The 22,903-nt window shown below is 65.1% G+C and carries 21 protein-coding genes and 1 pseudogene; 12 read left to right on the top strand and 10 right to left on the bottom strand.

Annotated elements, in window-relative coordinates; translation table 11 throughout:
- Positions 1-10 precede the first annotated feature (10 nt).
- The 4 genes from M3I53_RS13995 to M3I53_RS13980 all read right to left on the bottom strand — a co-directional run bounded on the left by M3I53_RS13995 (position 11) and on the right by M3I53_RS13980 (position 3,609).
- Entirely contained in the window at positions 11-991 is a 981-nt protein-coding gene (locus tag M3I53_RS13995) for a 3-hydroxyacyl-CoA dehydrogenase (RefSeq protein WP_254316513.1), read from the bottom strand.
- A 2-nt stretch (positions 992-993) separates the two neighbouring features.
- Positions 994-1,695 (bottom strand): SDR family oxidoreductase, encoded by a 702-nt coding sequence (locus tag M3I53_RS13990; protein WP_254316512.1) that lies wholly within the window; start codon positions 1,693-1,695, stop codon positions 994-996.
- A 44-nt stretch (positions 1,696-1,739) separates the two neighbouring features.
- A complete protein-coding gene (locus M3I53_RS13985; protein WP_254316511.1) occupies positions 1,740-2,792 on the bottom strand; it encodes a cyclase family protein in 1,053 nt (350 codons plus the stop codon).
- A 73-nt stretch (positions 2,793-2,865) separates the two neighbouring features.
- On the bottom strand, positions 2,866-3,609 hold the full coding sequence (locus M3I53_RS13980) for an IclR family transcriptional regulator (protein WP_254316510.1): 744 nt from the start codon (positions 3,607-3,609) through the stop codon (positions 2,866-2,868).
- Between the two features lie 291 nt (positions 3,610-3,900).
- On the opposite strand from M3I53_RS13980, the gene M3I53_RS13975 reads away from it, so the two are divergent.
- Positions 3,901-5,223 (top strand): MFS transporter, encoded by a 1,323-nt coding sequence (locus M3I53_RS13975; protein WP_254316509.1) that lies wholly within the window; start codon positions 3,901-3,903, stop codon positions 5,221-5,223.
- A gap of 127 nt (positions 5,224-5,350) precedes the next feature.
- Here M3I53_RS13975 and M3I53_RS13970 read toward each other — a convergent pair whose 3' ends face one another.
- The gene (locus tag M3I53_RS13970; RefSeq protein ID WP_069266119.1) at positions 5,351-6,316 is read right to left on the bottom strand and encodes a LysR family transcriptional regulator; all 966 of its coding nucleotides are present in this window, start codon (positions 6,314-6,316) and stop codon (positions 5,351-5,353) included.
- A 140-nt stretch (positions 6,317-6,456) separates the two neighbouring features.
- Between M3I53_RS13970 and M3I53_RS13965 the strand changes: the two genes are divergently transcribed.
- Positions 6,457-8,742: an NADP-dependent malic enzyme gene (locus M3I53_RS13965; RefSeq protein WP_069266118.1), complete on the top strand. Its 2,286-nt coding sequence runs from the start codon at positions 6,457-6,459 to the stop codon at positions 8,740-8,742.
- Positions 8,743-8,828: 86 nt separating this feature from the next.
- Here M3I53_RS13965 and M3I53_RS13960 read toward each other — a convergent pair whose 3' ends face one another.
- A complete protein-coding gene (locus tag M3I53_RS13960; protein WP_254316508.1) occupies positions 8,829-9,098 on the bottom strand; it encodes a hypothetical protein in 270 nt (89 codons plus the stop codon).
- Between the two features lie 350 nt (positions 9,099-9,448).
- On the opposite strand from M3I53_RS13960, the gene M3I53_RS13955 reads away from it, so the two are divergent.
- Positions 9,449-9,802: a hypothetical protein gene (locus tag M3I53_RS13955; RefSeq protein ID WP_254316507.1), complete on the top strand. Its 354-nt coding sequence runs from the start codon at positions 9,449-9,451 to the stop codon at positions 9,800-9,802.
- Positions 9,803-9,823: 21 nt separating this feature from the next.
- Here M3I53_RS13955 and M3I53_RS13950 read toward each other — a convergent pair whose 3' ends face one another.
- From M3I53_RS13950 to M3I53_RS13935, 4 genes are all read right to left on the bottom strand, one after another.
- Complete coding sequence (locus tag M3I53_RS13950; RefSeq protein ID WP_254316506.1) at positions 9,824-10,372, bottom strand: GNAT family N-acetyltransferase; 549 nt, start codon at positions 10,370-10,372, stop codon at positions 9,824-9,826.
- 51 nt (positions 10,373-10,423) lie between these two features.
- Entirely contained in the window at positions 10,424-11,014 is a 591-nt protein-coding gene (locus tag M3I53_RS13945; RefSeq protein ID WP_254316505.1) for a helix-turn-helix domain-containing protein, read from the bottom strand.
- Between the two features lie 103 nt (positions 11,015-11,117).
- On the bottom strand, positions 11,118-12,509 hold the full coding sequence (locus M3I53_RS13940; RefSeq protein ID WP_254316504.1) for a uracil-xanthine permease family protein: 1,392 nt from the start codon (positions 12,507-12,509) through the stop codon (positions 11,118-11,120).
- Positions 12,510-12,603: 94 nt separating this feature from the next.
- Positions 12,604-13,062 (bottom strand): hypothetical protein, encoded by a 459-nt coding sequence (locus M3I53_RS13935; protein WP_254316503.1) that lies wholly within the window; start codon positions 13,060-13,062, stop codon positions 12,604-12,606.
- 71 nt (positions 13,063-13,133) lie between these two features.
- On the opposite strand from M3I53_RS13935, the gene M3I53_RS13930 reads away from it, so the two are divergent.
- The 9 genes and pseudogenes from M3I53_RS13930 (at position 13,134) to M3I53_RS13890 (ending at position 22,903) form a co-directional block, all read left to right on the top strand.
- A complete protein-coding gene (locus M3I53_RS13930) occupies positions 13,134-13,913 on the top strand; it encodes a DeoR/GlpR family DNA-binding transcription regulator (RefSeq protein ID WP_254316502.1) in 780 nt (259 codons plus the stop codon).
- 293 nt (positions 13,914-14,206) lie between these two features.
- Positions 14,207-15,757, top strand: coding sequence for a glycerol-3-phosphate dehydrogenase (gene glpD, locus M3I53_RS13925; RefSeq protein ID WP_254316501.1), 1,551 nt, complete (start codon positions 14,207-14,209; stop codon positions 15,755-15,757).
- A 92-nt stretch (positions 15,758-15,849) separates the two neighbouring features.
- Positions 15,850-17,352 carry a glycerol kinase GlpK gene (gene glpK / locus M3I53_RS13920; RefSeq protein ID WP_254316500.1) on the top strand — a complete coding sequence of 501 codons (1,503 nt, stop codon included), beginning with the start codon at positions 15,850-15,852 and terminating at the stop codon, positions 17,350-17,352.
- Between the two features lie 114 nt (positions 17,353-17,466).
- Positions 17,467-18,183, top strand: a complete 717-nt coding sequence (locus tag M3I53_RS13915) for an MIP/aquaporin family protein (RefSeq protein WP_028203061.1) — start codon at positions 17,467-17,469, stop codon at positions 18,181-18,183.
- A 230-nt stretch (positions 18,184-18,413) separates the two neighbouring features.
- Positions 18,414-18,638 carry a hypothetical protein gene (locus M3I53_RS13910; protein ID WP_254316499.1) on the top strand — a complete coding sequence of 75 codons (225 nt, stop codon included), beginning with the start codon at positions 18,414-18,416 and terminating at the stop codon, positions 18,636-18,638.
- A complete protein-coding gene (locus M3I53_RS13905) occupies positions 18,635-19,387 on the top strand; it encodes an SDR family NAD(P)-dependent oxidoreductase (RefSeq protein ID WP_254316498.1) in 753 nt (250 codons plus the stop codon). Before M3I53_RS13910 ends, M3I53_RS13905 begins: the two co-directional genes overlap by 4 nt.
- Before the next feature lie 178 nt (positions 19,388-19,565).
- Positions 19,566-20,863: pseudogene (locus M3I53_RS13900) on the top strand (MFS transporter).
- A 24-nt stretch (positions 20,864-20,887) separates the two neighbouring features.
- Positions 20,888-22,066, top strand: a complete 1,179-nt coding sequence (gene rhmD, locus M3I53_RS13895; RefSeq protein ID WP_254316497.1) for an L-rhamnonate dehydratase — start codon at positions 20,888-20,890, stop codon at positions 22,064-22,066.
- A 54-nt stretch (positions 22,067-22,120) separates the two neighbouring features.
- Positions 22,121-22,903: an SDR family NAD(P)-dependent oxidoreductase gene (locus tag M3I53_RS13890; protein ID WP_069266104.1), complete on the top strand. Its 783-nt coding sequence runs from the start codon at positions 22,121-22,123 to the stop codon at positions 22,901-22,903.

The following is a 22,903-nucleotide window of genomic DNA, read 5'->3' as shown; positions in this document are numbered from 1 at the left end:
TTCGACGCGCTCACGAGTCGTCGTGGCTTTGGGTCTTGCGATGGCGGGCGAGATGCATGAGCCGGCGGTCGCGCCAGCCCACACGTTGGTCCCATTGATCGAGCGGCAGCGCCGCGCGTCTCGCCGCCTCGACCTGGGCGACGAGTTCGGGCGTCCAGGGGTCGTGCTGGCCGCGTTCGGCGCCCATGCGTGCGTACGAGGGGCCCATCTTCTGCGCATGCGAGGCGATGCCGCCGCGCGTGTTCAGATCGACGGTCTCGAACGGGCCGATCACCGACCAGCGCGGGCCGAGGCCTTCGCGCATCACGGTGTCGATGTCTTCCACCGACGCCACGCCGTCGCGCACGAGGCAATACGCTTCGCGCAGCACGGCGCCTTGCAGACGGTTGAAGATGAAGCCTTCCACTTCGTGCTTCACCCGCACGGGCTTCATGCCCGCTTCGGCGTAGAGCGCGATCGCGCGCGCGGCCGCCGCTTCGGACGTGAACGGTGCGGGCACGACCTCGATCAGGGGCACGAGGTAGGGCGGGTTGCCGGGATGGGCGACGAGGCAGCGCGCGCGGCCCGGCAGCGCAGCGTCGACGAACTTCGAAGCCGCGAGAAACGACGAAGCACTTGCGAGGATCGCTTCGGGCGGCGAGGCGCGGTCGAGCTGCGCGAAGATTTCGCGCTTGAGTTCGGCGCGCTCGGGGGCGCATTCCTGCACGAGATCGGCTTGCGCCACCGCGGCTTCGAGCGTGTCGACGATCGCGACGCGCGCGGCGATTGACTGCGCGCTTTCGTCGAGCAGGGCGTATTGCGTGAGCGCGTCGAGGCGCAGCGCAATCTCTTCAGGCGCGGCGGCGCGGCGTGCCGCGTCGGGATCGTAGAGGCGCACGCGCCAGCCGGCCCGCGCAAAACAGATCGCGAACGCCACGCCGATGCTGCCCGCGCCGACGATGCCGGCGCGGCGCGTTTCGCATGCTTGCGCAGGTGTTTCGGGGGCCGCCATCGTCAAACTCCCGCGACGCCAACGGTCATGCCGCCGCATACGTAGAGCACCTGGCCGGTCACGAAACCGCTGCGCGCGTCGAGCAGATACGAGGCCGCGTGCGCGACATCGTCGGGCGTGCCTACGCGCTTGACCGGCACGGCGTTGATGATCGCTTCGGTGCGCGCCGCGCCCGGCGGATTGGCACGGTCGAACAGTTCGGTGCGGATCGGACCCGGCCCAATGGCGTTCGCGGTCACGCCGAATGCGCCGAGTTCGAGCGCCCATACGCGTGTCATGCCGATCAACGCGGCCTTGGTGGCCGAATAGGCCGTGCGCAACTCTTTACCGAGCGCGGCGCGCGACGACATGTTGACGATGCGCCCGAAACCCGCCGCCTTCATGCCGGGCAACAGCGCCTGCATGCACTGCTGCGCGCAGCGCACGTTGAGGGCCCATGCGCGTTCGAGTTCTTCGAGCGACTGGTGCTCGGCGTCGTTGGGCACGACCACGCCCACGTTGTTAATGAGGCGCGTGATCGGGCCGCCTTCCAGCGCGCGGGCGAGTGCGGCTGCCGTGGCCTCGGTGTCGGAGAGATCGGCGATGATGCCGTCGCCCACGCGGTCGATGACGACGGCCTCGTAGCCGTCGGCCTCGCAGCGCGCGGCGCACGCGGCGCCGATGCCGGCGGCGCCGCCGGTAATCAGGACTCTTTCTTTAGCCATGTCTTTCATCAATTCGGAGAAAAAAAGGATAACGAATCAGTTCGTCAAACCGTGGCGACGGGCGTGACGGGCGAGCCCATGGCACCCGGTAGCCGCAGCGGCGGCGCGGTGAGCATGAAGCGCGAGCGCTGGTGCGCGCGCAGCCACTGGGCGAGATCGCGCAAATACCAAAGCTCGCCGAGCGGCAGGCCGAGCTTGAAGAGGCAGTGGTGATGCAGCGGCATGAGCGGGTGATCGCCGGGTGCCGTGGGCGCACGCGCGGGGTAGCGTTCAACTGCGTAGTTGTCGGCGGCGAGCGCCGCGATGCCCGAATCGGTGATCCATTGCAGCAGTCGCTCATCGCGCCCGTCGAGTGCGCTGCAGTGGCTCGACAACACGGCTTCGTCGGGCTGACGGTTCATTTCGAGCACCATTTCCGCGAAGCCGGTGCGTAACACGAGCATGTCGCCGCGCTCGACTTCCACGCCGTCGGCCTCGATCACGCGCATCAGGTCGTCGTAGCCCACGGTGCGAAACTCACGGCCAAAATGCGCGGCGAAATCGATCAGCACGCCGCGGCCTTGCATGCCCTTCACCGCGAGATGTTCGATGCCGAGTACATCGGCATGGCTATGCTCGCCGCCGCACGCGTGGGGCGCGAAGTTCTCTTCCGCGCGATATTCCATCGGGCCGACCACATCCACGTTCGCCCGATAGCCGTTGTAGTAAACGCTCTCGGACACGCCGTCGCCGTTGGCGTCGAAGCGTGCGCCCACGTGCGCGAGCGAATCCCACTGCGTGGAGTATTGAAGCGAGAGCAGCACCTGGTCGTCGCTCACCACGTCGGTCGCGCCCGCAACGTTCCGCGCGAACGGGAAGTTCACATATGGCAGGCCGTCGCGGAAGGTGGGACGCAGCACCGGCGGATGGCGGCGCACGTTGAGCTTGCTGTCGCCGGGAAAGTCGAGCGGCAGCGAAAGGGTAAACGTGAGACCCGCGCGTATTTCCTGCGCGCCCTTGAGCACCTGCTCCGCGCCGATGAGATTGGGGCGGCCCAATTGATCGTCGGGACCGAAGTCGCCCCAGTTCGAGCCTTCCGGCCGGTTCTTCCAACGCATGCTTAATCCTCCGCTTCAGGAATTCCGCGCTTCGCGCCTCGCTGCGTTCAGCGCCTGGGGCGCTCGATGTGCCTCACGCGGCGAGCAGCGTTGGCGGGATTTGCGCGTACACCTCGAGCAGCGCCTGCACGGCGTTCTGCTCGTTCTTGAGAAGGCGCGCCTTGGGCGCGCCGATGACGAGCGCAAACGCCTCGCCATGAATCAGGAAACCGCGTGCGAGACCGGCTACGTCCTCCACGCTTTCACCCGTCGAGCGATGCCAGCCGTCCGTCACACCCTGCTCGACGTCGCGCTCGAACGCGCCGCGGTCGATCACCGCGCCGTTGGCCGAGTGCAGCTGCGGCTCGCAACTGTCGAGCAGTTTGCGGCGCGCGACCGGAGCGAGCGCGCCGAGCAGCGCCTTGCCCGCGGCGCTCGCAATCGTCATGAAGCCGCCAGGCTCGTCGCTGTAGCGGATCTTCTGGCGCGACTCCATCACGTCGAGATAGACCACGCGGTTGCCCGCGAGCGTGGCGAGCGCGGCGGTTTCGCCGGTCGCGTCGCGCAACGCGGAAAGCAGCGGCTGGAACATCAGCGTGAGCGGGTCCTCGCTGCAGATGTCGCGCGCCACGTGCAAGAGACGCTGCGTGGGGTAGTAGCCCGCCTTCACGCCCGGCGCGTACAGATAGCCTTTGGCCACCATCGTCTGCAACAGCGCGTGGCAGCTCGACAGCGGGATCTCGGTTCGACGCGCAATCTCGCTGTAGATCATCGGTTGCCGGACTTCGGCAAAGAGGTTGATCACGTCAAAGACGCGCACTGCAGTTTTCACATCCATGAGAGCATTATCGGCATACCGATAAGCGGCTGACAATACGATTACGGGTAAACACCTAAATCAACGCAATCGCCGCCCACGCGGGCGGCCGGGGAATCGAGGGTTATCCCTTGGTTGACGCTAATGAACGACCGTTTCATAGTCCGCACCTTCCGGCATTTGTTCGATAAATGAAAGGAAGTTCGTAAGGCGAACGCCATCGCACGCCACTATCGCATCGGAAATGCTCGGGAAATGGCGCGCTTCGCGTTTGGAAAACCGCCGCTCGAAATTGAAAACTGGAGACGTCTCTTGGCCGCAACCACCCTCGACACCCAGCACCGTCAGGCTCGCAAGGCGGGCATCGCTTCGTTCGTCGGCACGACGATCGAGTGGTACGACTTCTATGCGTACAGCACGGCGGCCGCGCTCGTGCTCGGCAAGCTCTTTTTCCCGTCGACGAATGCGCTGATCGGCACGCTGGCCGCCTTCGCCTCGTTCTGGGTTGGCTTTCTTGCGCGTCCGATTGGCGGCATCGTATTCGGCCATCTCGGCGACAAGGTGGGACGCAAGAAAACGCTGATCGTCACACTCATGCTGATGGGCGGCTGTACCACGCTCATGGGCCTGTTGCCCACGTATAACCAGGTGGGCGTGCTCGCGCCGGTGTTGCTCATCCTGCTGCGTCTCACCCAGGGCATCGCCATGGGCGGCGAGTGGGGCGGCGCGGTCGTGCTTTCCTCGGAACATGCGCCCAAGGGCAAGGAGATTTTCTATTCGGCGTTCGCGCAGCAGGGCTCGCCCGCGGGCAATCTGCTCGCCACTGTCGCGTTTCTCGTGATTTCCATGCTTCCCGATCACCAGTTCATGACCTGGGGCTGGCGCGTGCCGTTCCTCTTGTCGGCGATGCTGGTGGGCGTGGGGCTCTTCATTCGCATGAGCGTGGACGAGTCGCCCGCCATGAAGGAATTGCAGGCGAAGAACAAGGTGGCGAAATTGCCGATTGCCGAAGTGCTGCGCCATCACAAGGGCCTCGTGGCGATGGGCGTGGGCGCTTGCGTGATCGCGCTCTCGGCCACTTACTTCAAGACCACCTTCGCGCTTTCGTGGGCCGTGACCTCGATCGGCTTCGACCGCACGCAGTTCCTGGGCGTCATCACGTTCGCGATTGTCGTGCAGTTGATCGTGCAACCGTTCGGCGCGGTGCTCGCCACGAAGCTGGATCTCAAGAAAGCGATCATCTACATGCTCGTGCCCGAGATCGTTGCGTTGCCGCTGATGTTCTCGATGATCGCCACCGGCTCGACCAAACTTGCGATGATCGGCATGGCGCTCGCCTCGATTCCGCATTCGCTCTACTACGCGGCCATGGCGGGCATGCTGGCGAAGGCGTTCCCCGCGCAGGTGCGTTACACCGGCATTTCGCTCGCTTATCAGATCTGCGGCATGGTGTTCGCAGGAACGACGCCGATTCTCGGCCAGTACCTGTTGAGCGCCACCGGCAGCATTCTTTCCGTGGTTGCGCTAGGCGTGGTGCATGTGCTCATCACGCTGGTTTGCGCGCTGATGCTGGTCGCCCGCATGCAGGGCGAAGGCACGCTGGAGACGCAGCGCGCGGTGACGGCGCGGGTTTGAATCGCTGAATACCGGAGCTGCATGGCCGACGGGGCGCGGGCGATTGAGTCCGTGCCCCGTTTGCGGTTGAGCACTTGCCTCGGCGTGTGGAGCTGGAAGAGCTCGAAAGCGAGCTGCAGGAAGCGGCTTAACCCCGCGCCTTCTCCGCCTCCTGATACAGCTCGCGCAGCGACTGCCCGAAGGTGGCGTCGACGTCGCGCAGCACGCCCGCGCGCGTGAACATCGCAACCGGCGGCAGCGTCCAGTCGAGCGTGTACGGCACGATCGCCACGCCCGCGAAGTGCACGAGTTCCTCGGCGATATCGGCGGGCACGATCGACACGGCGTTTTCGTTCGTGCTGATCATCTCGCCGATCAGCCGCGACGTGTAGCTCTCCACAATCGGCACGGGCGGCGCCACGCCCGCATGCAGGAAGAGGTCGGAAATCTGCTCGCGGATGGGCGTGTGCGGCGCGCCCAGGATCCAGTCCAGTTCGACAAGCTTTTCCCAGTCGAGCTTGCCGCGCGCGAGCCGCGCCGCGAGCCGGCGGCTGGCGATGAGCCGCGGCTTTTGCTGATGCAGCACCTCGAAGCGCAACTGCGAGACGTCGACCGCCGAAGACGCGCGCCCGATCACGATATCGAGCGTATGGTCGCGCAGCTGCGGCAGGAGTGCGTCGCTCGTGCCTTCATGAATCGTCATGGTGACGCGTTGCGGCAGCCGCGACTGCGTGAGGCGAATGGCGGCGGCGAGCGTGCGCCCCGAGATGAACGGAATCACGCCCACGTGCACGCGCGTGGCGTGGCCGGCCACCACGGCTTCGATGTCGCGCGCGAGGTGGTCCAGGTCGTGCAGCATGGCCTGGGCGCGCGCGAGCACCACGTTGCCGAGCGCTGTAGGCGTCATGCCGCGCGGCGTACGGTCGAAGAGCGGCGCGCCGAACATGCTCTCCATTTCAGCCAGCGCGTTGGTGACGGCGGGCTGGCTCGTCGCCATGTGTTCCGCCACGCGCGTGAGCGAGCCGTGCTGGCGGATCTGCAGGAGCAGGACCAGATGGCGCATTTTCAGGCGCGTATTCAACCGCCTCGTCACGTCGTCAATGCTGAAAGACACGATTCCCCAGGGTATTACCAAAAAATGATGGCCCCATACTAAATCAAAATGAGCAGGTTATGAGGTCTCTCTAGAATCGCCTCATTCGAACATGACCGCCGCGCCTTCCGTGCGTGCGGCACACCATCAGAGTGAGGAACATGAACAAGACCGATCGTCAGGCCGCCCTCGAATATCACGAATTCCCCACCCCGGGCAAGATTTCGGTGACGGCCAGCAAGCCGCTCGTCACCCAGCGCGACCTCGCGCTCGCCTATACGCCGGGCGTGGCCGTGGCCTGCGAGGAGATCGTCGACAATCCGCAGAACTCGTTCCGCTACACGGCGCGCGGCAATCTGGTGGGCGTGATCACGAACGGCACGGCGGTGCTCGGCCTCGGCAACATCGGCGCGCTGGCCTCCAAGCCGGTCATGGAAGGCAAGGCGGTGCTCTTCAAGAAGTTCGCCGGCATCGACGTGTTCGACATCGAAATCACCGAAAGCGATCCGGACAAGCTCGTGGACATCATCGCGAGCCTCGAAGCCACCTTCGGCGGCATCAATCTGGAAGACATCAAGGCCCCCGACTGCTTCACGGTCGAGCGCAAGCTGCGTGAGCGCATGAAGATTCCGGTCTTCCACGACGATCAGCACGGCACCGCCATCACTGTTTCGGCCGCGTTCATGAACGGCCTGAAAGTGATCGGCAAGGACATTTCGAAGGTCAAGGTCGTGACCTCGGGCGCGGGCGCGGCGGCGCTCGCCTGTCTGGATCTCATGGTGGATCTGGGCCTGCCGCTCAAGAACATCTGGGTGACCGACATCGACGGCGTGGTCTACCAGGGCCGCACGACGCTCATGGACCCGGACAAGGAACGCTTCGCGCAGGACACCTCGGCGCGCTCGCTGTCCGACGTGATCGAAGGCGCGGACGTGTTCCTCGGCCTGTCGGCCGGCGGCGTGCTCAAGGCCGAAATGGTCAAGAAGATGGCGGACCAGCCGCTGATTCTCGCGCTTGCCAACCCCACGCCGGAAATCTTCCCCGAGGTCGCGCTCGAAGCGCGCCCGGACGCGGTGATCGCCACGGGCCGTTCGGACTTCCCGAACCAGGTCAACAACGTGCTGTGCTTCCCGTACATCTTCCGCGGCGCACTCGATGTCGGTGCAACGACCATCACGCGCAACATGGAAATCGCGGCGGTGCACGCGATCGCCAAGCTCGCGGAAGAAGAGCTGAACGATTCGGTGGCGGCCGCTTACGGCGCCTATGACCTGCGCTTCGGCCCGAAGTACCTGATTCCGAAGCCGTTCGACTCGCGTCTGATCGTGCGTATTGCGCCGGCCGTTGCGAAGGCGGCGATGGAAGACGGCGTGGCCACGCGCCCCATCGACGACTTCGCCGCCTACACGAACGAGCTTCAGCAGTTCGTGTATCACTCGGGCGCGTTCATGAAGCCGATTTTCGCGGCCGCGAAGCAGTTCGTGCGTGACGGCGGCAAGTCGCGCATCGTGTTCGCCGAAGGCGAGGAGGAGCGCGTGCTGCGTGCGGTGCAGGTGATCGTCGACGAGAAGCTTGCGCGTCCGATCCTGATCGGCCGTCCGGAAGTGCTGCTCGCCCGCATCGAGAAGTTCGGTCTGCGTCTGAAGCTCGGCGAAGACGTGGAAGTCACGAACCCCGAGTACGACGAGCGCTTCCACCAGTACTGGACGACCTATTGGGAACTGCGTTGCCGCGACGGCATTTCGAAGGAAATGGCGCGCGTGGAAATGCGCCGCCGCCTCACGCTGATCGGCGCGATGATGGTGCGCCTGGGCGACGCGGACGGCATGGTGTGCGGCACGGTGGGCGCGTATCACGACCACCTGCGCTTCGTCGACGAGGTGATCGGCAAGCAGCGCAACGCGAATACGTATGCGGCGATGAACATCCTGCTGCTCGACAAGCGCACGGTCGCAATCGTCGACACGCACGTGAACGACAACCCGAACGCCGAGCAGATCGCCGAATTCACGCTGGCCGCGGCACGCCAGATGGAATGGCTGAACCTGCAGCCGAAGGTAGCGCTGCTCTCGCGTTCGAACTTCGGCTCGGGCAGTTCGGCTTCGGGCACGAAGATGCGCGAAGTGCTCAAGCTGGTGACGGAAAAAAATCCCGACCTGGAAATCGACGGCGAAATGCACGGCGACTGCGCGCTGGACGAAGCCCTGCGCCTGCGCATCCTGCCGCATTCGAAGCTCAAGGGCGCGGCGAACCTGCTCGTGTGCCCGAACGTGGACTCGGGCAACATCGCCTACAACCTGCTCAAGACGGGTGCGGGCAGCAACGTGGCGGTCGGCCCGTTCCTGCTGGGCGTGAATGCGCCGGTGAACGTACTGACGTCGAGCTCGACGGTGCGACGCATCATCAACATGGCCGCTTTGACGGTGTTGCAGGCGAACCGCGACTGAGTGCAGTCACAGGACGCACGCAGTGAGTCCCGACGAAAAAACGCGCGACGGCTTCTGGCAGTCGCGCGTTTTTTTGCTTTGGCGGGTCAGGGCGCCATTGCGGCGAGCTGTTCGTCGATCAGGCGACGGGCCTCGCTGTAGCCGCCCATCAGGGCGTCGATATCGGAGTGGAAGGGGAGCCCGGCAGCGGTATCGATTTTCAGGGGCAACGGGAAGGCGCGCTCGTCGAGCGCCGTGATGCTCACCACCGCGGCGTAGCGAGGTCGTTCGATTCCCGGGCGCTCGAGCGGGACAGTGCCATTCGCTTCGACGCCAACGCGAATTGTGTACCCGCGATATTCATAGGTGCGATTCATGACTGCATTGCCGTACGGATTACAACCTGCAAGGGTACGGCACGCGAGCTTAAGTCAACCTTACGTAAGCACTGAATGAACTGGAAGAGACCTTTCTGAGTTGCGCACGAATCGAGACAAGACGAAAGGCGCTGAAAGGCGTTGGTTGGTAAGGTGCGCAAAGAATTACGTCCGACGATAAAAGCGTAGCCGCATGCGCCTTTCCTTAAGGTTCTCTTCAGGTTGGAGCAGGCAGGATCCCATGACTGTGCCCAGCTTCGCGTTGCCATGCGCCTGACATTCGCGAGGCGTAGGGTGTAACCCGCCAGACTCGATATCGTTGTCCGCGCAACTTTCTGGAGTGCAGCCCCATGAAGCCGCCGACCGATCGCTTGCACGCCTACCTGTTCGTCGCTTCGCTTTCGGCGATCGTCATTCAGGTCGCCGTGTTCATTTCCATTCTTCTGCTGCACGTGCCGGAACGCGCCTTCGAGTCGTCGCCGTTTCGCCTGGCCGTGGTCGCGGCAATAGGCTTCGCGGTCCTCGCCGTGCGCAGGCAGGCGCAGCGCGCCTCGCGCGAGGCCGCGTCCCACAACCGCAGTCAGGCGAAGCTGCGCGCGACGCGCGCGGCGTGCACCTCCAGGCGCGCGGCCCGCGCGCCGCTGCGGGCGCGCCATCTCCGCAATGCCATGACGGCGGCTGTGGCCCGCCAGAGCGCACGTTGAGTCGCGAGGCGCGCGCTCGACTCAGCCGTCCACCGGCGGGGCGGGCATCTCCAGATTGAGCTGGTAAAACGCGGCGTCGAGCCAGCGTCCGAACTTGAATCCCGCTTCCTTGATCGTGCCCGAGTGCGTGAAGCCCAGCTTGGCATGCAACGCGATGCTGCCGGCATTGGCGGCGTCGATGCAGCCCACGAGCACGTGAATCTGTTCCTCTCGGGCGCGGCGGATCAACTCGAGCAGCAGGCGCTCGCCGAGGCCGCGGCCGCGCTGGTCGCGGTGCACGTAGACGCTGTGCTCGACCGTGTACTTGTTGGCGGGAAACGCGCGAAAGCTGCCCCAGCTCGCGAAGCCGAGCAGCGTGCCGGCCTCGTCCACGGCGCCCACCACCGGAAATCCGTTCGTGCGCTTGGTGCCGAACCACGTGGCCATTGCCTCGGGCGGACGCGGCTTGTAGTCGTAGAGCGCGGTCGAATTGACGATCGCGTCGTTGAGGATCTCGAGAATCGCCGACGCGTGGTCCGTTTCGTTGCAATCGATGAAGCGCACGCCATCGCTGCGTGAGTTCGAATTCATAGGGAATCCTGTTTAAATGAATAGGGTGAAAGATCGGCGAATGACGCGGGTTCAGATGCCGCTTACGTCGCAAATGGCGACGACGTAGCGCGCGGCCTGCGAGCCTGGATTGCTGAAGATCAGCGGCTGATCGAGCCGCATGGCGAGGCAATCGCCCGCGTGAAGCGCATGCCGTTCGGTGCCCAGCTCCACGTCGATCCGTCCTTCCATCACCCAGACCTGCTGGTGAATCACGTTCTCGCGGCTGCCCGTTTCGTAGGCTACGCGCGCGCCGGCCGGGAAATCCACTTCGACCAGCTGGATCGGCGAAGGCCAGTTGGGCGGCGACACGCTCCGGCGCGTATAGCCCGACTGAGGATCGCGCCATTGTGCCTGCTGCGTGCGGCGTACCAGCGGCTCGGCGGGCGCGCTCTCGCCGCTTGCGCCGAACAGGCTCGCCAGCGAAACCGACAGCCCCGCCGCGAGCTTTTCGAGCACCACGGCCGTGGGGCTGGCGGCGCCGCGCTCGATCATCGAGATCATCGAACGGCTCACGCCGCTGCGCGTGGCCAGCGCGTCGAGCGTCAAGCCGCGCGTGGCGCGCAGGTCGCGCACACAGCGGGCAATGCGCTCGTTGATGCCGGCGTCGGTCGGAGTATCCATGGGGTTGGTTTCCAAGATGATGGAGTCATTATCCAGTAAATTGGAAATTGAAGCCAATAAAAAAGCGTGCGGCCCAGTATCGTGGGCCGCACGCGCAGGCGGATCAATGCTTTTCCGGCAGGAACCAGTTCAGCACGAGCGCGCAGATGCCGCCCGTTGCGACGCCCGACTCCAGCACGTTCTTGAGCGCATGCGGGAGGCTGGTCAGAATCTCCGGCACCTGCGAGACGCCAAGCCCCAGTGCGAGCGACACCGCGATGATGAGCAGGGCGCGGCGGTCGAGGCGCGTGCCCGCGAGGATGTTGATGCCGGAAGCGGCCACCGCGCCGAACATCACCATGGCCGCGCCGCCCAGCACGGGTTCGGGCACGGCCTGCAGCACGCCGGCCACGGGCGGGAAGAGGCCCAGCACGACGAGCATGCCCGCGATCCAGAGACCGATGTGGCGGCTGGCAATGCCGGTGAGCTGGATGACGCCGTTGTTCTGCGCGAACACGGAGCTGGGAAACGTGTTGAAAAAGCCGGCGAGCAGCGAATTGAAGCCGTTCACGAGCACGCCGCCCTTGATGCGCCGCATCCACACGGGACCTTCCACCGGCTCTTTCGACACCTTGCTGGTGGCGGTGACGTCGCCGATCGCTTCGAGCGAGGTCACGAGGTAGATGATCAGCATGGGCACGAAGAGCGACCACGAGAAGCCCAGGCCGAAATGCAGCGGGGTCGGAATCTGGAACAGCGCGGCTTCGCGCGCGCCGGTGAAGTCGAGCCGACCCATTGCGCCCGCAACGATGTAGCCGATGGCGAGTGCAATGACGAGCGCCGTGCTGCGCACCCAGACGACAGGCACGCGGTTGAGCACGATGATGGTGCCGAGCACGAGGCCCGAGAGCGTGAGGTTCTGGACGCTCGCGAAGTTGCCCTTGGCGATGGCGCCGTAGCCCCCGCCCATGCTGATGAGGCCGACCTTGATGAGCGTGAGCCCGATCAGCAGCACGACGATGCCGGTGACGAGCGGGGTGATGAGGCGCTTGATGAAGGGCAGGATGCGCGACACCGCCATTTCGACGAACGAGCCCGCAATGACGACGCCGAAGATGGCGGCCATCACGGTTTCGACGGCCGCGCCTTGCTTGACCATCAGGCTGCCGCCCGCGATGAGCGGGCCCACGAAGTTGAAGCTCGTGCCCTGCACGATGAGCAGGCCCGCGCCGAGCGGCCCGACGCGCTTGCATTGCAGGAACGTGGCGATGCCGGAAATCATCAGCGACATCGAGACGATCAGCGTGGTGTCGCGGCTGGAGACGCCCAGCGCCTGGCAGATCAGGAGCCCCGGCGTCACGATCGGCACGAGGATCGCGAGCAGATGCTGGAGCGCGGCCACGAAGGCGATGGCGGGCGCGGGGCGGTCGTTGGGGCCGTAGACGAGGTCGTGGGTGAGTTCGGTGTCGTTCGCTTCGCGGGCAGCGGCGGGCGAGGTCGATGGAGCGGAGTGCATCGGGCGCGGCGGGGGAATAGAGAAAGCGCAGCATTTTAACGGAAGCTTCGGGGCAACCCTGGGCGCGCCTGCTTCAGGGCGCGCCCGCGTCCCGCTACTTGCCGTTGCGCGCCCGCGCCTGCTCGGCGAGCGCCTTGTAGTCGTAGGTCGGATAAAACTCCGTGTGATAGCCGCCCCATGCGGTTTCCTCGATCGCGCGGTTCACCTCGCGCAGCCGGTCGGCGGGCACCCGCAGCGTCACGACCTGGCCGATCCCCATCATCACGTACCACGAGACCACTTCGATGCCGGGCGGCGGAAAGGCCTTGTAGAAGCCCTGTTCCGCGAGTTGCTGATTGATCTTCGGCAGCGGCTTCGACTCGTCGTGCTTCAGGAAGATCGTCAGGAGGAAGGTGCCGTCGCCCGCGGGCGTGGCGGGCGCGTGCGCAGCAGGGGGCGTTGCGCCGGGGTTGGTTTGCGCGGCGGCGGGCAGCGGGGCCAACAGCGCGGCCCACAGCGGGGCCAGCAGGGCGGCCACGGCGGCGCCTGCTCTCCATTTGCGTGCGGCATGCATCGGCTTTCTCCTGATTCGGGTGGGCAAGCCCTTACAATAGGCCGGTCCTCACTTGCATGCCAAACGAGCCAATGACACGAGATCCTCGCCTCACCCTGAACGCGCGCCAGCAGGAGATGCTCGAATGGGTGCAACGCGACGGTTTCGTCACGGTCGACGATCTCGCCTCGCATTTCGACGTCACGCCGCAAACCATCCGGCGCGACGTGAACTGGCTCGCCGACATGAATCTGCTGCGCCGCTATCACGGCGGCGCGAGCCTGCCCACGAGTTCGGAGAACGTCTCGTACAGCGCGCGGCAGCACATGTTCCACGATGAGAAGCGCCGCATCGCGGCCCTTGCGGCCCAGCACATTCCCGATCAGGCCTCGCTCTTCATCAATCTCGGCACCACGACCGAGGAAGTCGCGCGCGCGCTCAATCATCATCAGGGACTGCGCGTCGTCACGAACAACCTCAACGTGGCGAGCGTGATGAGCGGCTACCCCGACTGCGAAGTGATGATCACGGGCGGCGTCGTGCGGCCCTGGGACAAAGGGATCGTCGGCGAGCACACCATCGACTTCATCCGCCAGTTCAAGGTGGACTACGCGATCATCGGCACCTCGGCCATCGAGACCGACGGCACGCTGCGCGACTTCGACACGCGCGAAGTCCGCGTGGCGCAGGCCATCATCGAGCATGCGCGCACGGTCTACCTCGTGGCCGACCATTCGAAGGTCGGCCGCCCGGCGCTCGTGCGCCAGGGACACCTGAGCCAGATTCATGCGCTCTTCACCGACCAGCCGCTGCCCGAGGAAATGAACGAGGCGGTGCTCGCCGCGGGCACGCAGGTTCACGTCGCCGCATAAGCCGCGCGAGGTTTTCGTCCGCGCTTTTTCCGGGCGCGTCGTCTGCGCGTTTTCTCCATTTCCGATCTACCATCCAACGCGTTTCGCGAGTGGGCGGGGTGCTGCCCATCGGGCGCGCAAGGCCCCGTTTTCATTCGCGCCTGACGAACGTTCGATAATGTCCGACGTATGTTCGTTTACGCACTGCTTTCGATCAAAATCCCGTAAACCGAACCTTTACTTTTTCGTTCATGTTCGATAAATTTCGAATTCGAACATTTCGAGGTTCGTTTTTCTTTCAGGGACACAGCAGGGTGACTCAACAGAACCGGTACGATCTGCTCGTCGTGGGCGGCGGGATCAACGGGGCGGGCATCGCGCGCGACGCGGCCGGCCGCGGGTTGTCGGTGCTCCTTTGCGAGCAGGACGACCTCGCCTCGCATACCTCGTCGTGCAGCACCAAGCTGATTCACGGCGGGCTGCGCTATCTCGAGTACAAAGAGTTCGGGCTCGTGCGCAAGGCGCTGCAGGAGCGCGAAACGCTGTTGCGCGCCGCTCCGCACATCATGTGGCCGCTGCGTTTCGTCATGCCGCACATGCCGAACCTGCGTCCCGCCTGGCTCATTCGCATGGGCCTGTTTCTCTACGACCATCTTGCAAAGCGCGAATTGCTGCCGGGCTCGCGCGGCATCGACATGCGCCGCCATGCGGCCGGTGAGCCGCTCATCGACTCGATCCAGCGCGGCTTCGTGTATTCGGACGGCTGGGTCGACGACGCGCGCCTCGTCGTGCTCAACGCGCTTGACGCGCAAGAGCGCGGCGCGCAAATCCTCACGCGCACGAAGCTTGTTTCCGCTGTGCGCACGAACGCCACGAACGGCGCGCAAAGCGAATGGCAGGCGCTGCTGCGCCGACCGGACGGCAGCACCTTCGACGTACGCGCTCGCGCCATCGCCAACGCGGCCGGCCCGTGGGTGGGCGAGGTGCTGCATGGTGTGCTCGGGCGCGGCGCGCAGCACAGCGTGCGGCTCGTGAAGGGCAGTCATATCGTCACGAAGCGGCTGTTCGAGCACGACCACGCCTACATCTTCCAGAACCCGGACAAGCGCATCATCTTCGCGATTCCGTACGAGCACGACTTCACGCTCATTGGCACGACCGACGTGGAGTATCACCACGACCCCGCGAAGGTCTCGATCGACGGCGACGAAACGCGCTACCTGTGCGAATCGATCAACCGCTACTTCAAGCGCAAGATCTCGCCGGCCGACGTGCAATGGACCTACTCGGGCGTGCGTCCGCTGCTTGAGGAAGAGGGCGCGGAGAATGCGTCCGCCGTCACGCGCGACTACAAGCTCGAACTCGACGAAACCGCTGGCGCGCCGCTGCTTTCGGTGTTCGGCGGCAAGATCACGACCTTCCGCAAGCTCGCGGAAGAGGCTTCGGACCTGCTGTGCGGCGTACTCGGCCACGCCGCGCCTTCGTGGACGGCGGGTGCGCCGCTGCCCGGCGGCGATATCGCGAACGCGCGTTTCGAGCCCTTTGCGCAGGACTTCGCCAGACGCCATGCGTGGCTGCCTGCAGCGCTCGCGCGCCGCTACGCACGCGCCTACGGCACGCGCGCCGAGCGGCTGCTCGACAACGCGCAATCGCTGGCGGACCTCGGCGCCGAACTCGCGCCCGGCATCTTCGAGGCCGAATTGCGCTATCTGCGCAACGCCGAATGGGCCACGCGCGCCGACGACGTGTTGTGGCGCCGCTCGAAGCTGGGCCTCCATGTCGCGCCGGGCACGCTCAATGGCGTGGCCGCCGCAATCGATCACTGGTTTGCCGCAACAAGCGCGACGGCGACCGCGCAGCACTGAAGTTCGCCGGCATCACCCAAGGTAGGTCACGCACCCCCACGCGCCGTCCCCGCGGCGCGTCATCACAACTAGTACAGACGGAGATGAGAGACATGCAGGAACAGTACATTCTTGCGCTCGACCAGGGCACCACGAGTTCGCGCGCCATGCTTTTCGACCGCCAGGGCAACATCGTTTCGGTTGCCCAGAAAGAGTTCGAACAGATTTATCCGCAGCCGGGCTGGGTCGAGCACGATCCGCAGGAAATCTGGTCGACCCAGGCGGGCGTCGCCGCCGAGGCCGTGACGCGCGCCGGCATGAACGGCACCAACATCGCCGCGATCGGCATTACGAACCAGCGAGAGACGACGATCGTCTGGGACCGGGAGACGGGCCATCCCGTCTATAACGCCATCGTGTGGCAGGACCGCCGCACGGCCGACTTCTGCGACTCGCTCAAGGCGCGCGGCCTCGAAGAGAAAGTGCGCGCGAAAACGGGTCTGCCGATCGATTCGTATTTCTCGGCAACCAAGATTCGCTGGATTCTCGACAACGTGCCCGGCGCACGCGAAAAGGCGCGTCAAGGCAAGCTCGCGTTCGGCACCGTGGACAGCTGGCTCGTGTGGAACTTCACGAAGCACGAACTGCACGTGACCGACGTGACGAACGCGTCGCGCACCATGCTCTTCAATATTCACACGCGCCAATGGGACGACGAGTTGCTCGACGCGCTCGAAATTCCGCGCAGCATGCTGCCCGAAGTCCGTTCGTCATCCGAAGTATATGGTCCGACCAAGACCACGGTGTTCGCCTCGAAGATTCCGCTGGCCGGCATCGCGGGCGACCAGCAGGCGGCGATGTTCGGCCAGATGTGCACGAGCACGGGCATGGTGAAGAACACCTACGGCACGGGCTGTTTCCTGATGATGAACACGGGCACGACGCCCATCGAGTCGAAGAACAACCTCGTCACGACGATCGCGTGGCAGATCGGCGACGAAGTCAACTATGCGCTCGAAGGCAGCATCTTCATTGCGGGCGCGGTGGTGCAGTGGCTGCGCGACGGTATGGGCATCATCAAGAGCGCACCGGAAATCGAAGCGCTCGCCGCGAGCGTGCCTCATACGGACGGCGTGTACCTCGTGCCGGCGTTCGCGGGCCTCGGCGCGCCGCACTGGAACGCGCGCGCACGCGGCACGCTGTTCGGCGTGACGCGCGGCACGACCTCGGCGCATCTCGCGCGCGCGGCGCTCGATTCGATCGCCTACCAGTCGCTCGACGTGCTGGCGGCCATGGAAGCGGATTCGGGCATCAGCGTGGGCGAGCTGCGCGTGGACGGCGGCGCGAGCGCGAACAATCTGCTCATGCAGTTCCAGGCAGATTTGCTCGGCGTAAATGCGGTGCGCCCGAAGATCACCGAAACCACGGCGCTCGGCGCGGCCTACCTCGCAGGCCTCGCAACCGGCTACTGGCAGAACGTAGGCGAACTGCAGAGCCAGTGGAAGCTCGACCGCCGTTTCGAACCGTCCATGCAGGCCGCGCAGGTCGACGCCTGTCGCGCGGGCTGGCAGCGTGCGGTGCGTGCGGCCAAGGCATGGGCCGACGACTCGCACTGAACAGCGCGGTCAGCATTTCCAATATACAAGCATAACTAATTAACATAACCCGCAGCGGGATCGCATGCGCTTCGTGCGCATGCACCGCGCGGGCAGAGAGAGACTAAGACAATCATGTCACCCTATATTGCGGAATTCATCGGCACGGCCATTCTCGTGCTGCTCGGTAACGGCGCCGTTGCAAACGTGCTGCTGGCAAAAACGAAGGGCAAGGGCGCCGACCTCATCGTCATCGTGATGGGCTGGGCCATGGCCGTGTTCGTGGCGGTCTACGTGACCGCCTCGTTCAGCGGCGCGCACCTCAACCCGATCGTCACGATCAGCCTCGCGCTCGCCGGCAAGTTCGCCTGGTCGAAGGTCGGCGGTTATATCGCGGCGCAGATGCTCGGCGGCATGGCGGGCGCGCTGCTCGTGTGGCTTGCCTATCGACAGCACTTCGCGAACGAAGCCGATCCGGACATCAAGCTCGCGGTGTTCTGCACGGCGCCCGCTATTCGCAGCAAGCGGCACAACGTGTTGACGGAAGCGATCTGCACCTTCGTGCTGATCCTCGGCGTACTCTATCTCGCTTCGCCGCAGGTGGGACTCGGCGCGCTCGACGCGCTCCCCGTTGGCCTGCTCGTGCTCGGTATCGGCATTTCGCTCGGCGGCCCGACCGGCTACGCAATGAGTCCGGCGCGCGATCTCTCGCCGCGCATCATGCACGCGCTGCTGCCGATTCCGGGCAAGCGCGACAGCGACTGGCGCTATGCGTGGATTCCGGTCTTCGGGCCGCTTGCCGGCGGTGCCGCGGCGGCCGGTCTCTATCACTACTTGCACGCCATGCACTAACCACGCTGTAACGCATGCCGCGCCTGCGAGCCAGGCGCGTTGCAGTGCACAAAGCCCGCGGACGCTCCGGCGTTCGCGGGCTTTTGTTCGTCTGCATGCCCAGGGCGCATTACCGTACAAAGGGCGCGATCCGGTTTCGCTATCGCCCCATGCGGCTTTCGGATTGTTCGGCTATCGCGGCACACCTATATTGGCTGTCAACGATCCATTCCAATCTCAGGAGACGCCGCATGAAGCTCGTCCGTTGGGGCAGTAAGAGGGCCGAAAAGCCGGGCGTGATCGAACGAGGGGCGCGTGCGCAATCTCTCCGGCGTCGTGCCGGAAACCCGCGTCGTGAAGAAGCGCGCAACGTGCCGCGCTATTTGCGCGCGGGACAGACCATGCGGCTGGGCGTGAGCGGCCTGGGCGAACAACAGCAACGCCTCGTGGCGGAACAAGGAGGGCAGGCGCAATGAATCAACTGGATCTGAACAATCGCGTGATGGTCGTGACGGGCGGCGCGCGCGGTCTGGGTTATGCCGTGGCGCAACGGGCACTGCGTTCGGGCGCGGCGGTCTCGCTGTGGGACATCGACGCCGAACGGCTCGAACGTGCGCGCGCCGAGTTGTCGGAGCTGGGCAACGTTTCGGTGGTGAAGGTCGAATTGACCGACGAAGCCTCGGTCGAGGCAGCCGCACAGCAAACCGTGAAAACGCACGGCGGGATTCACGCGCTCGTGAACAGCGCCGGAATCACGGGCGGCAATGGCCTCACGTGGGAGTTGCCCGTGGACGTGTGGCGCCGCGTGATCGAAGTGAACCTGATCGGCAGCTACCTGACCTGCCGGGCCGTGGTGCCGCGCATGATCGAGCAGGGCTATGGGCGCATCGTCAATATCGCCTCCGTGGCTGGCAAGGAAGGCAATCCGAATGCTTCGCACTACAGTGCATCGAAGGCCGGTCTCATCGGGCTGACCAAGTCGCTCGGCAAGGAGCTTGCCACCAAGGGCGTGCTCGTCAATGCCGTGACGCCGGCGGCGGCCAAGACCGAGATTTTCGATTCGATGTCGCAGCAGCATATCGACTACATGCTCGCGAAGATCCCGATGAACCGCTTCCTGATGCCGGACGAGGCGGCTTCGATGATCGTGTGGCTCACGACGGAAGATTGCGCGTTCAGCACCGGCTCGGTGTTCGATCTTTCCGGCGGGCGCGCGACTTACTGAGGCGGGAAGCACGACCCTCGCGCATCGGCCGGACAAAGCGCGGGATCACGATAACGGCGCGGTGGCAATAGAAGAGCGCCGACAGGAGACATCGATGTCGATCGAGGCACCTAAGGTGGCACCCAGGGTGGGAACTGAGCTGGCACCTAATCTGGCAGAAGCCGCGGGCCGCAAGGCCATGCGCCGCCTTTTGCCTTTCCTGCTCTTGATGTACGTGCTCGCGTTTCTCGACCGCGCGAACATCGGCTTCGCGCAAAAGGCGCTGTTGCACGATACGGGCCTTTCGGACGCGGCATTTGCGTTCGGCGCGGGCGTGTTCTTTGTCGGCTACGCGCTCTTCGAAGTGCCGAGCAATCTCGCGCTGCACCGCGTGGGCGCGCGCATCTGGATGTGCCGCATCATGGTCACATGGGGCCTGATTTCCGCGGCGATGGCGTGGGTGCAGTCGCCCACCTCGTTCTATGTGCTGCGATTCCTGCTGGGCGCGGCCGAAGCGGGCTTCTTCCCCGGCATCATCTATTACCTCACGCAGTGGTTTCCGCAGTCCTCGCGGGCGCGCGCCATCGGCGTGTTTTATTTCGGCGCGCCGTTGGCATTCATCTTCGGCGGCCCCTTGTCGGGGCTACTGCTCGAGATGCACGGCACGTTCGGGCTCGCGGGCTGGAAATGGCTCTTTCTCGTGGAAGGCGGCCTGGCCTCGGCCGTGGGCGTGTGGGCCTTCTGGTATCTCGTCGACAAGCCCGAGGACGCGCGCTGGCTCTCGTCCGACGAGCGCCGCGCGCTCACAAGCGCGATCCAGCTCGACGCGCGTGAAGCCGCCGCGCACGGCCCGCGCGATGCGCTCGCCGCCTTGTTCGACCGCCGCGTGCTCGCCTATGCCGGCATCTATGCGCTGATTCAGATGAGCGTGTACGGCGTCATCTTCTTTCTGCCGCAACAGGTGGCCTCGCTCGTGGGCGCATCCGTGGGCTTGAAGGTGGGCCTGCTCGCGGCCGTGCCCTGGCTGTGCGCCGTGGCGCTCACGTGGATCGTGCCGCGCCGCGCGGACCGCCTCGGAGGGCATCGCGCATGGGCTGCGCGCCTGCTCGTGATGTCCGGCGTCGGCATTGCCGTGTCGGGCCTGGCTGGAGGCCCTGGCGGCACCGCGGGCGCGATCGTCGCGATGCTCGGCCTGTGCTGCGCGGCGAGCGGCTTCATCGCGGCGCAGCCGCTCTTCTGGACCTCCCGGCGCGCGATCTGGCGGGCGCGGCCTCGGCCAGCGGCATCGCGCTTATCAATTCGCTCGGCGGTCTGGGCGGCTTCATCGCGCCGATGCTGCGCGCCGCCGCCGATCGAAACTTTGCTTCCCACGCGGCGGGCCTCGAATTGCTCGGTCTTGCGAGCATTGCCGCCGCGCTGCTCATTCTTGTCGTCGCGCCGCGCGCCGTTGCGCCGGCGGCTCGTTCGTTCGAGGCGCCCGTGCGGCGCGCGCGCTAATCCTTTACCCAGGAGCTACGTAACATGGCCATGCCAACCATCAAACACGTGCGAGCCTTCACCGTGCGCGGCGGCGGCGCCGACTATCACGATCAACCCGACGGCCACTGGATCGACGACCATATTTCCACGCCGATGGCGCGCTATCCCGAGTATCGCCAGAGCCGCCGCTCGTTCGGCATCGACGTGCTCGGCACACTCGTCGTGGAAGTGGAGGCGAGCGACGGCACCGTGGGATTTGCCGTGACCACGGGCGGCGAGATCGGCGCATTCATCGTCGAGAAGCATCTCGCGCGCTTTCTCGAAGGGCAGCGCGTGACCGACATCGAGAAGATGTGGGATCAGATGTACTACGCCACGCTCTACTACGGCCGCAAGGGCGTCGTGCTCAATACCATCTCGGGCGTCGATCTCGCGCTGTGGGACCTGCTCGGGCAGATCCGCAAGGAACCCGTGTATCAGCTGCTCGGCGGCCCAGTGCGCGACGAACTGATGTTCTACGCTACCGGCGCGCGTCCCGATCTCGCGAAGGAAATGGGTTTCATCGGCGGCAAGCTGCCGCTGCTGCATGGTCCGGACGAAGGCGAGGAGGGCCTCAGAAAGAATCTCGAACTGCTCGCCACCATGCGCGAGCGCGTGGGCGACGACTTCTGGCTCATGTACGACTGCTGGATGAGCCTCGACGTGCGCTATGCCACGCGCCTCGCCCAGGCCGCGAAAGAGTACGACCTCAAGTGGATCGAGGAATGCCTGCCGCCCGACGACTACTGGGGCTATGCCGAACTGCGCCGCAATGTGCCGCGCGGCATGATGGTTTCCACCGGCGAACACGAGGCCACGCGCTGGGGCTTTCGCATGCTGCTGGAAATGGGCTGCTGCGACCTGATCCAGCCCGACGTGAACTGGTGCGGGGGCATGACCGAACTCATCAAGATCTCGGCGCTTGCCGACGCCCACAATGTGCTGGTCGTGCCGCACGGCTCCTCGGTGTACAGCTACCACTTCGTCGTGACGCGCCATAACTCGCCGTTCGCGGAATTCCTCATGATGGCGCCGAAGGCCGACAAGGTGGTCCCGATGTTCACGCCGCTGCTGCTCGACGAACCGGTGCCGGTGAAAGGACGGCTCAAGGTGCCGGACGCGCCGGGCTTCGGCGTGCGGCTCAATCCGGACTGCAAACTTTCGCGGCCTTATCCGCACTAGGCGCACCGAACGCGCGCACTAATCGAGGCTCATCAAAGCTACGAGGAGAAACACGTGCTGCTCAAGGACAAGGTGGTGATCGTCACCGGCGGTTCGCGCGGCATTGGCCGCGCCATTGCGATTGCGAGTGCCCGCGAGGGCGCCGATGTCGCGATCAACTACTGGGGCGACAACGACGCCTCGTACGGCCGCCGCTCGGCGATCGACGAGGTGCTGGGCGAGATCGAGCGGCTAGGGCGCCGCGCGATCGCGCTGGAAGGCAACGTGGCCGCGCCGCAAACGGGCGTGGATCTCGTGCGCCAGACGGTGGAGCGCTTCGGCAAGGTCGATGTGCTGGCCAGCAATGCGGGTATCTGCCCGTTCCATTCGTTTCTGGACATGCCGCCCGCCGTGCTCGAACGCACGATAGGCGTGAACCTCAACGGCGCGTTCTATGTGACCCAGGCCGTCGCGCGGCAAATGAAGGAGCAGGGCACGGGCGGTGCGATCGTGGCGACGAGTTCGATCAGCGCGCTCGTGGGCGGCGGCATGCAGACGCACTACACGCCGACCAAGGCCGGCGTGCATTCGCTCATGCAGTCGTGTGCGATCGCGCTCGGGCCCTATGGCATACGCTGCAATTCGGTGATGCCGGGCACCATCGCCACCGACCTGAATGCCGAAGACCTGAGCGATGAAGGCAAGCGCGCGTACTTCGAAAAGCGCATTCCGCTCGGGCGGCTGGGCGCGCCCGAGGACGTGGCTGAATGCGTGGTGTTTCTCGCCTCGGACCGTGCGCGCTATGTGACGGGGGCTGCGCTGCTCGTGGACGGCGGGCTATTCGTGAATCTGCAGTGA

Origin of the sequence: Paraburkholderia sp. CNPSo 3272, assembly GCF_024206495.1 — a bacterium.
In the GTDB taxonomy this organism is placed as follows: Bacteria; Pseudomonadota; Gammaproteobacteria; order Burkholderiales; family Burkholderiaceae; genus Paraburkholderia.
Note: the sequence above shows the minus strand (reverse complement) of the source record. Positions and strands in the feature narration are given on the sequence as shown.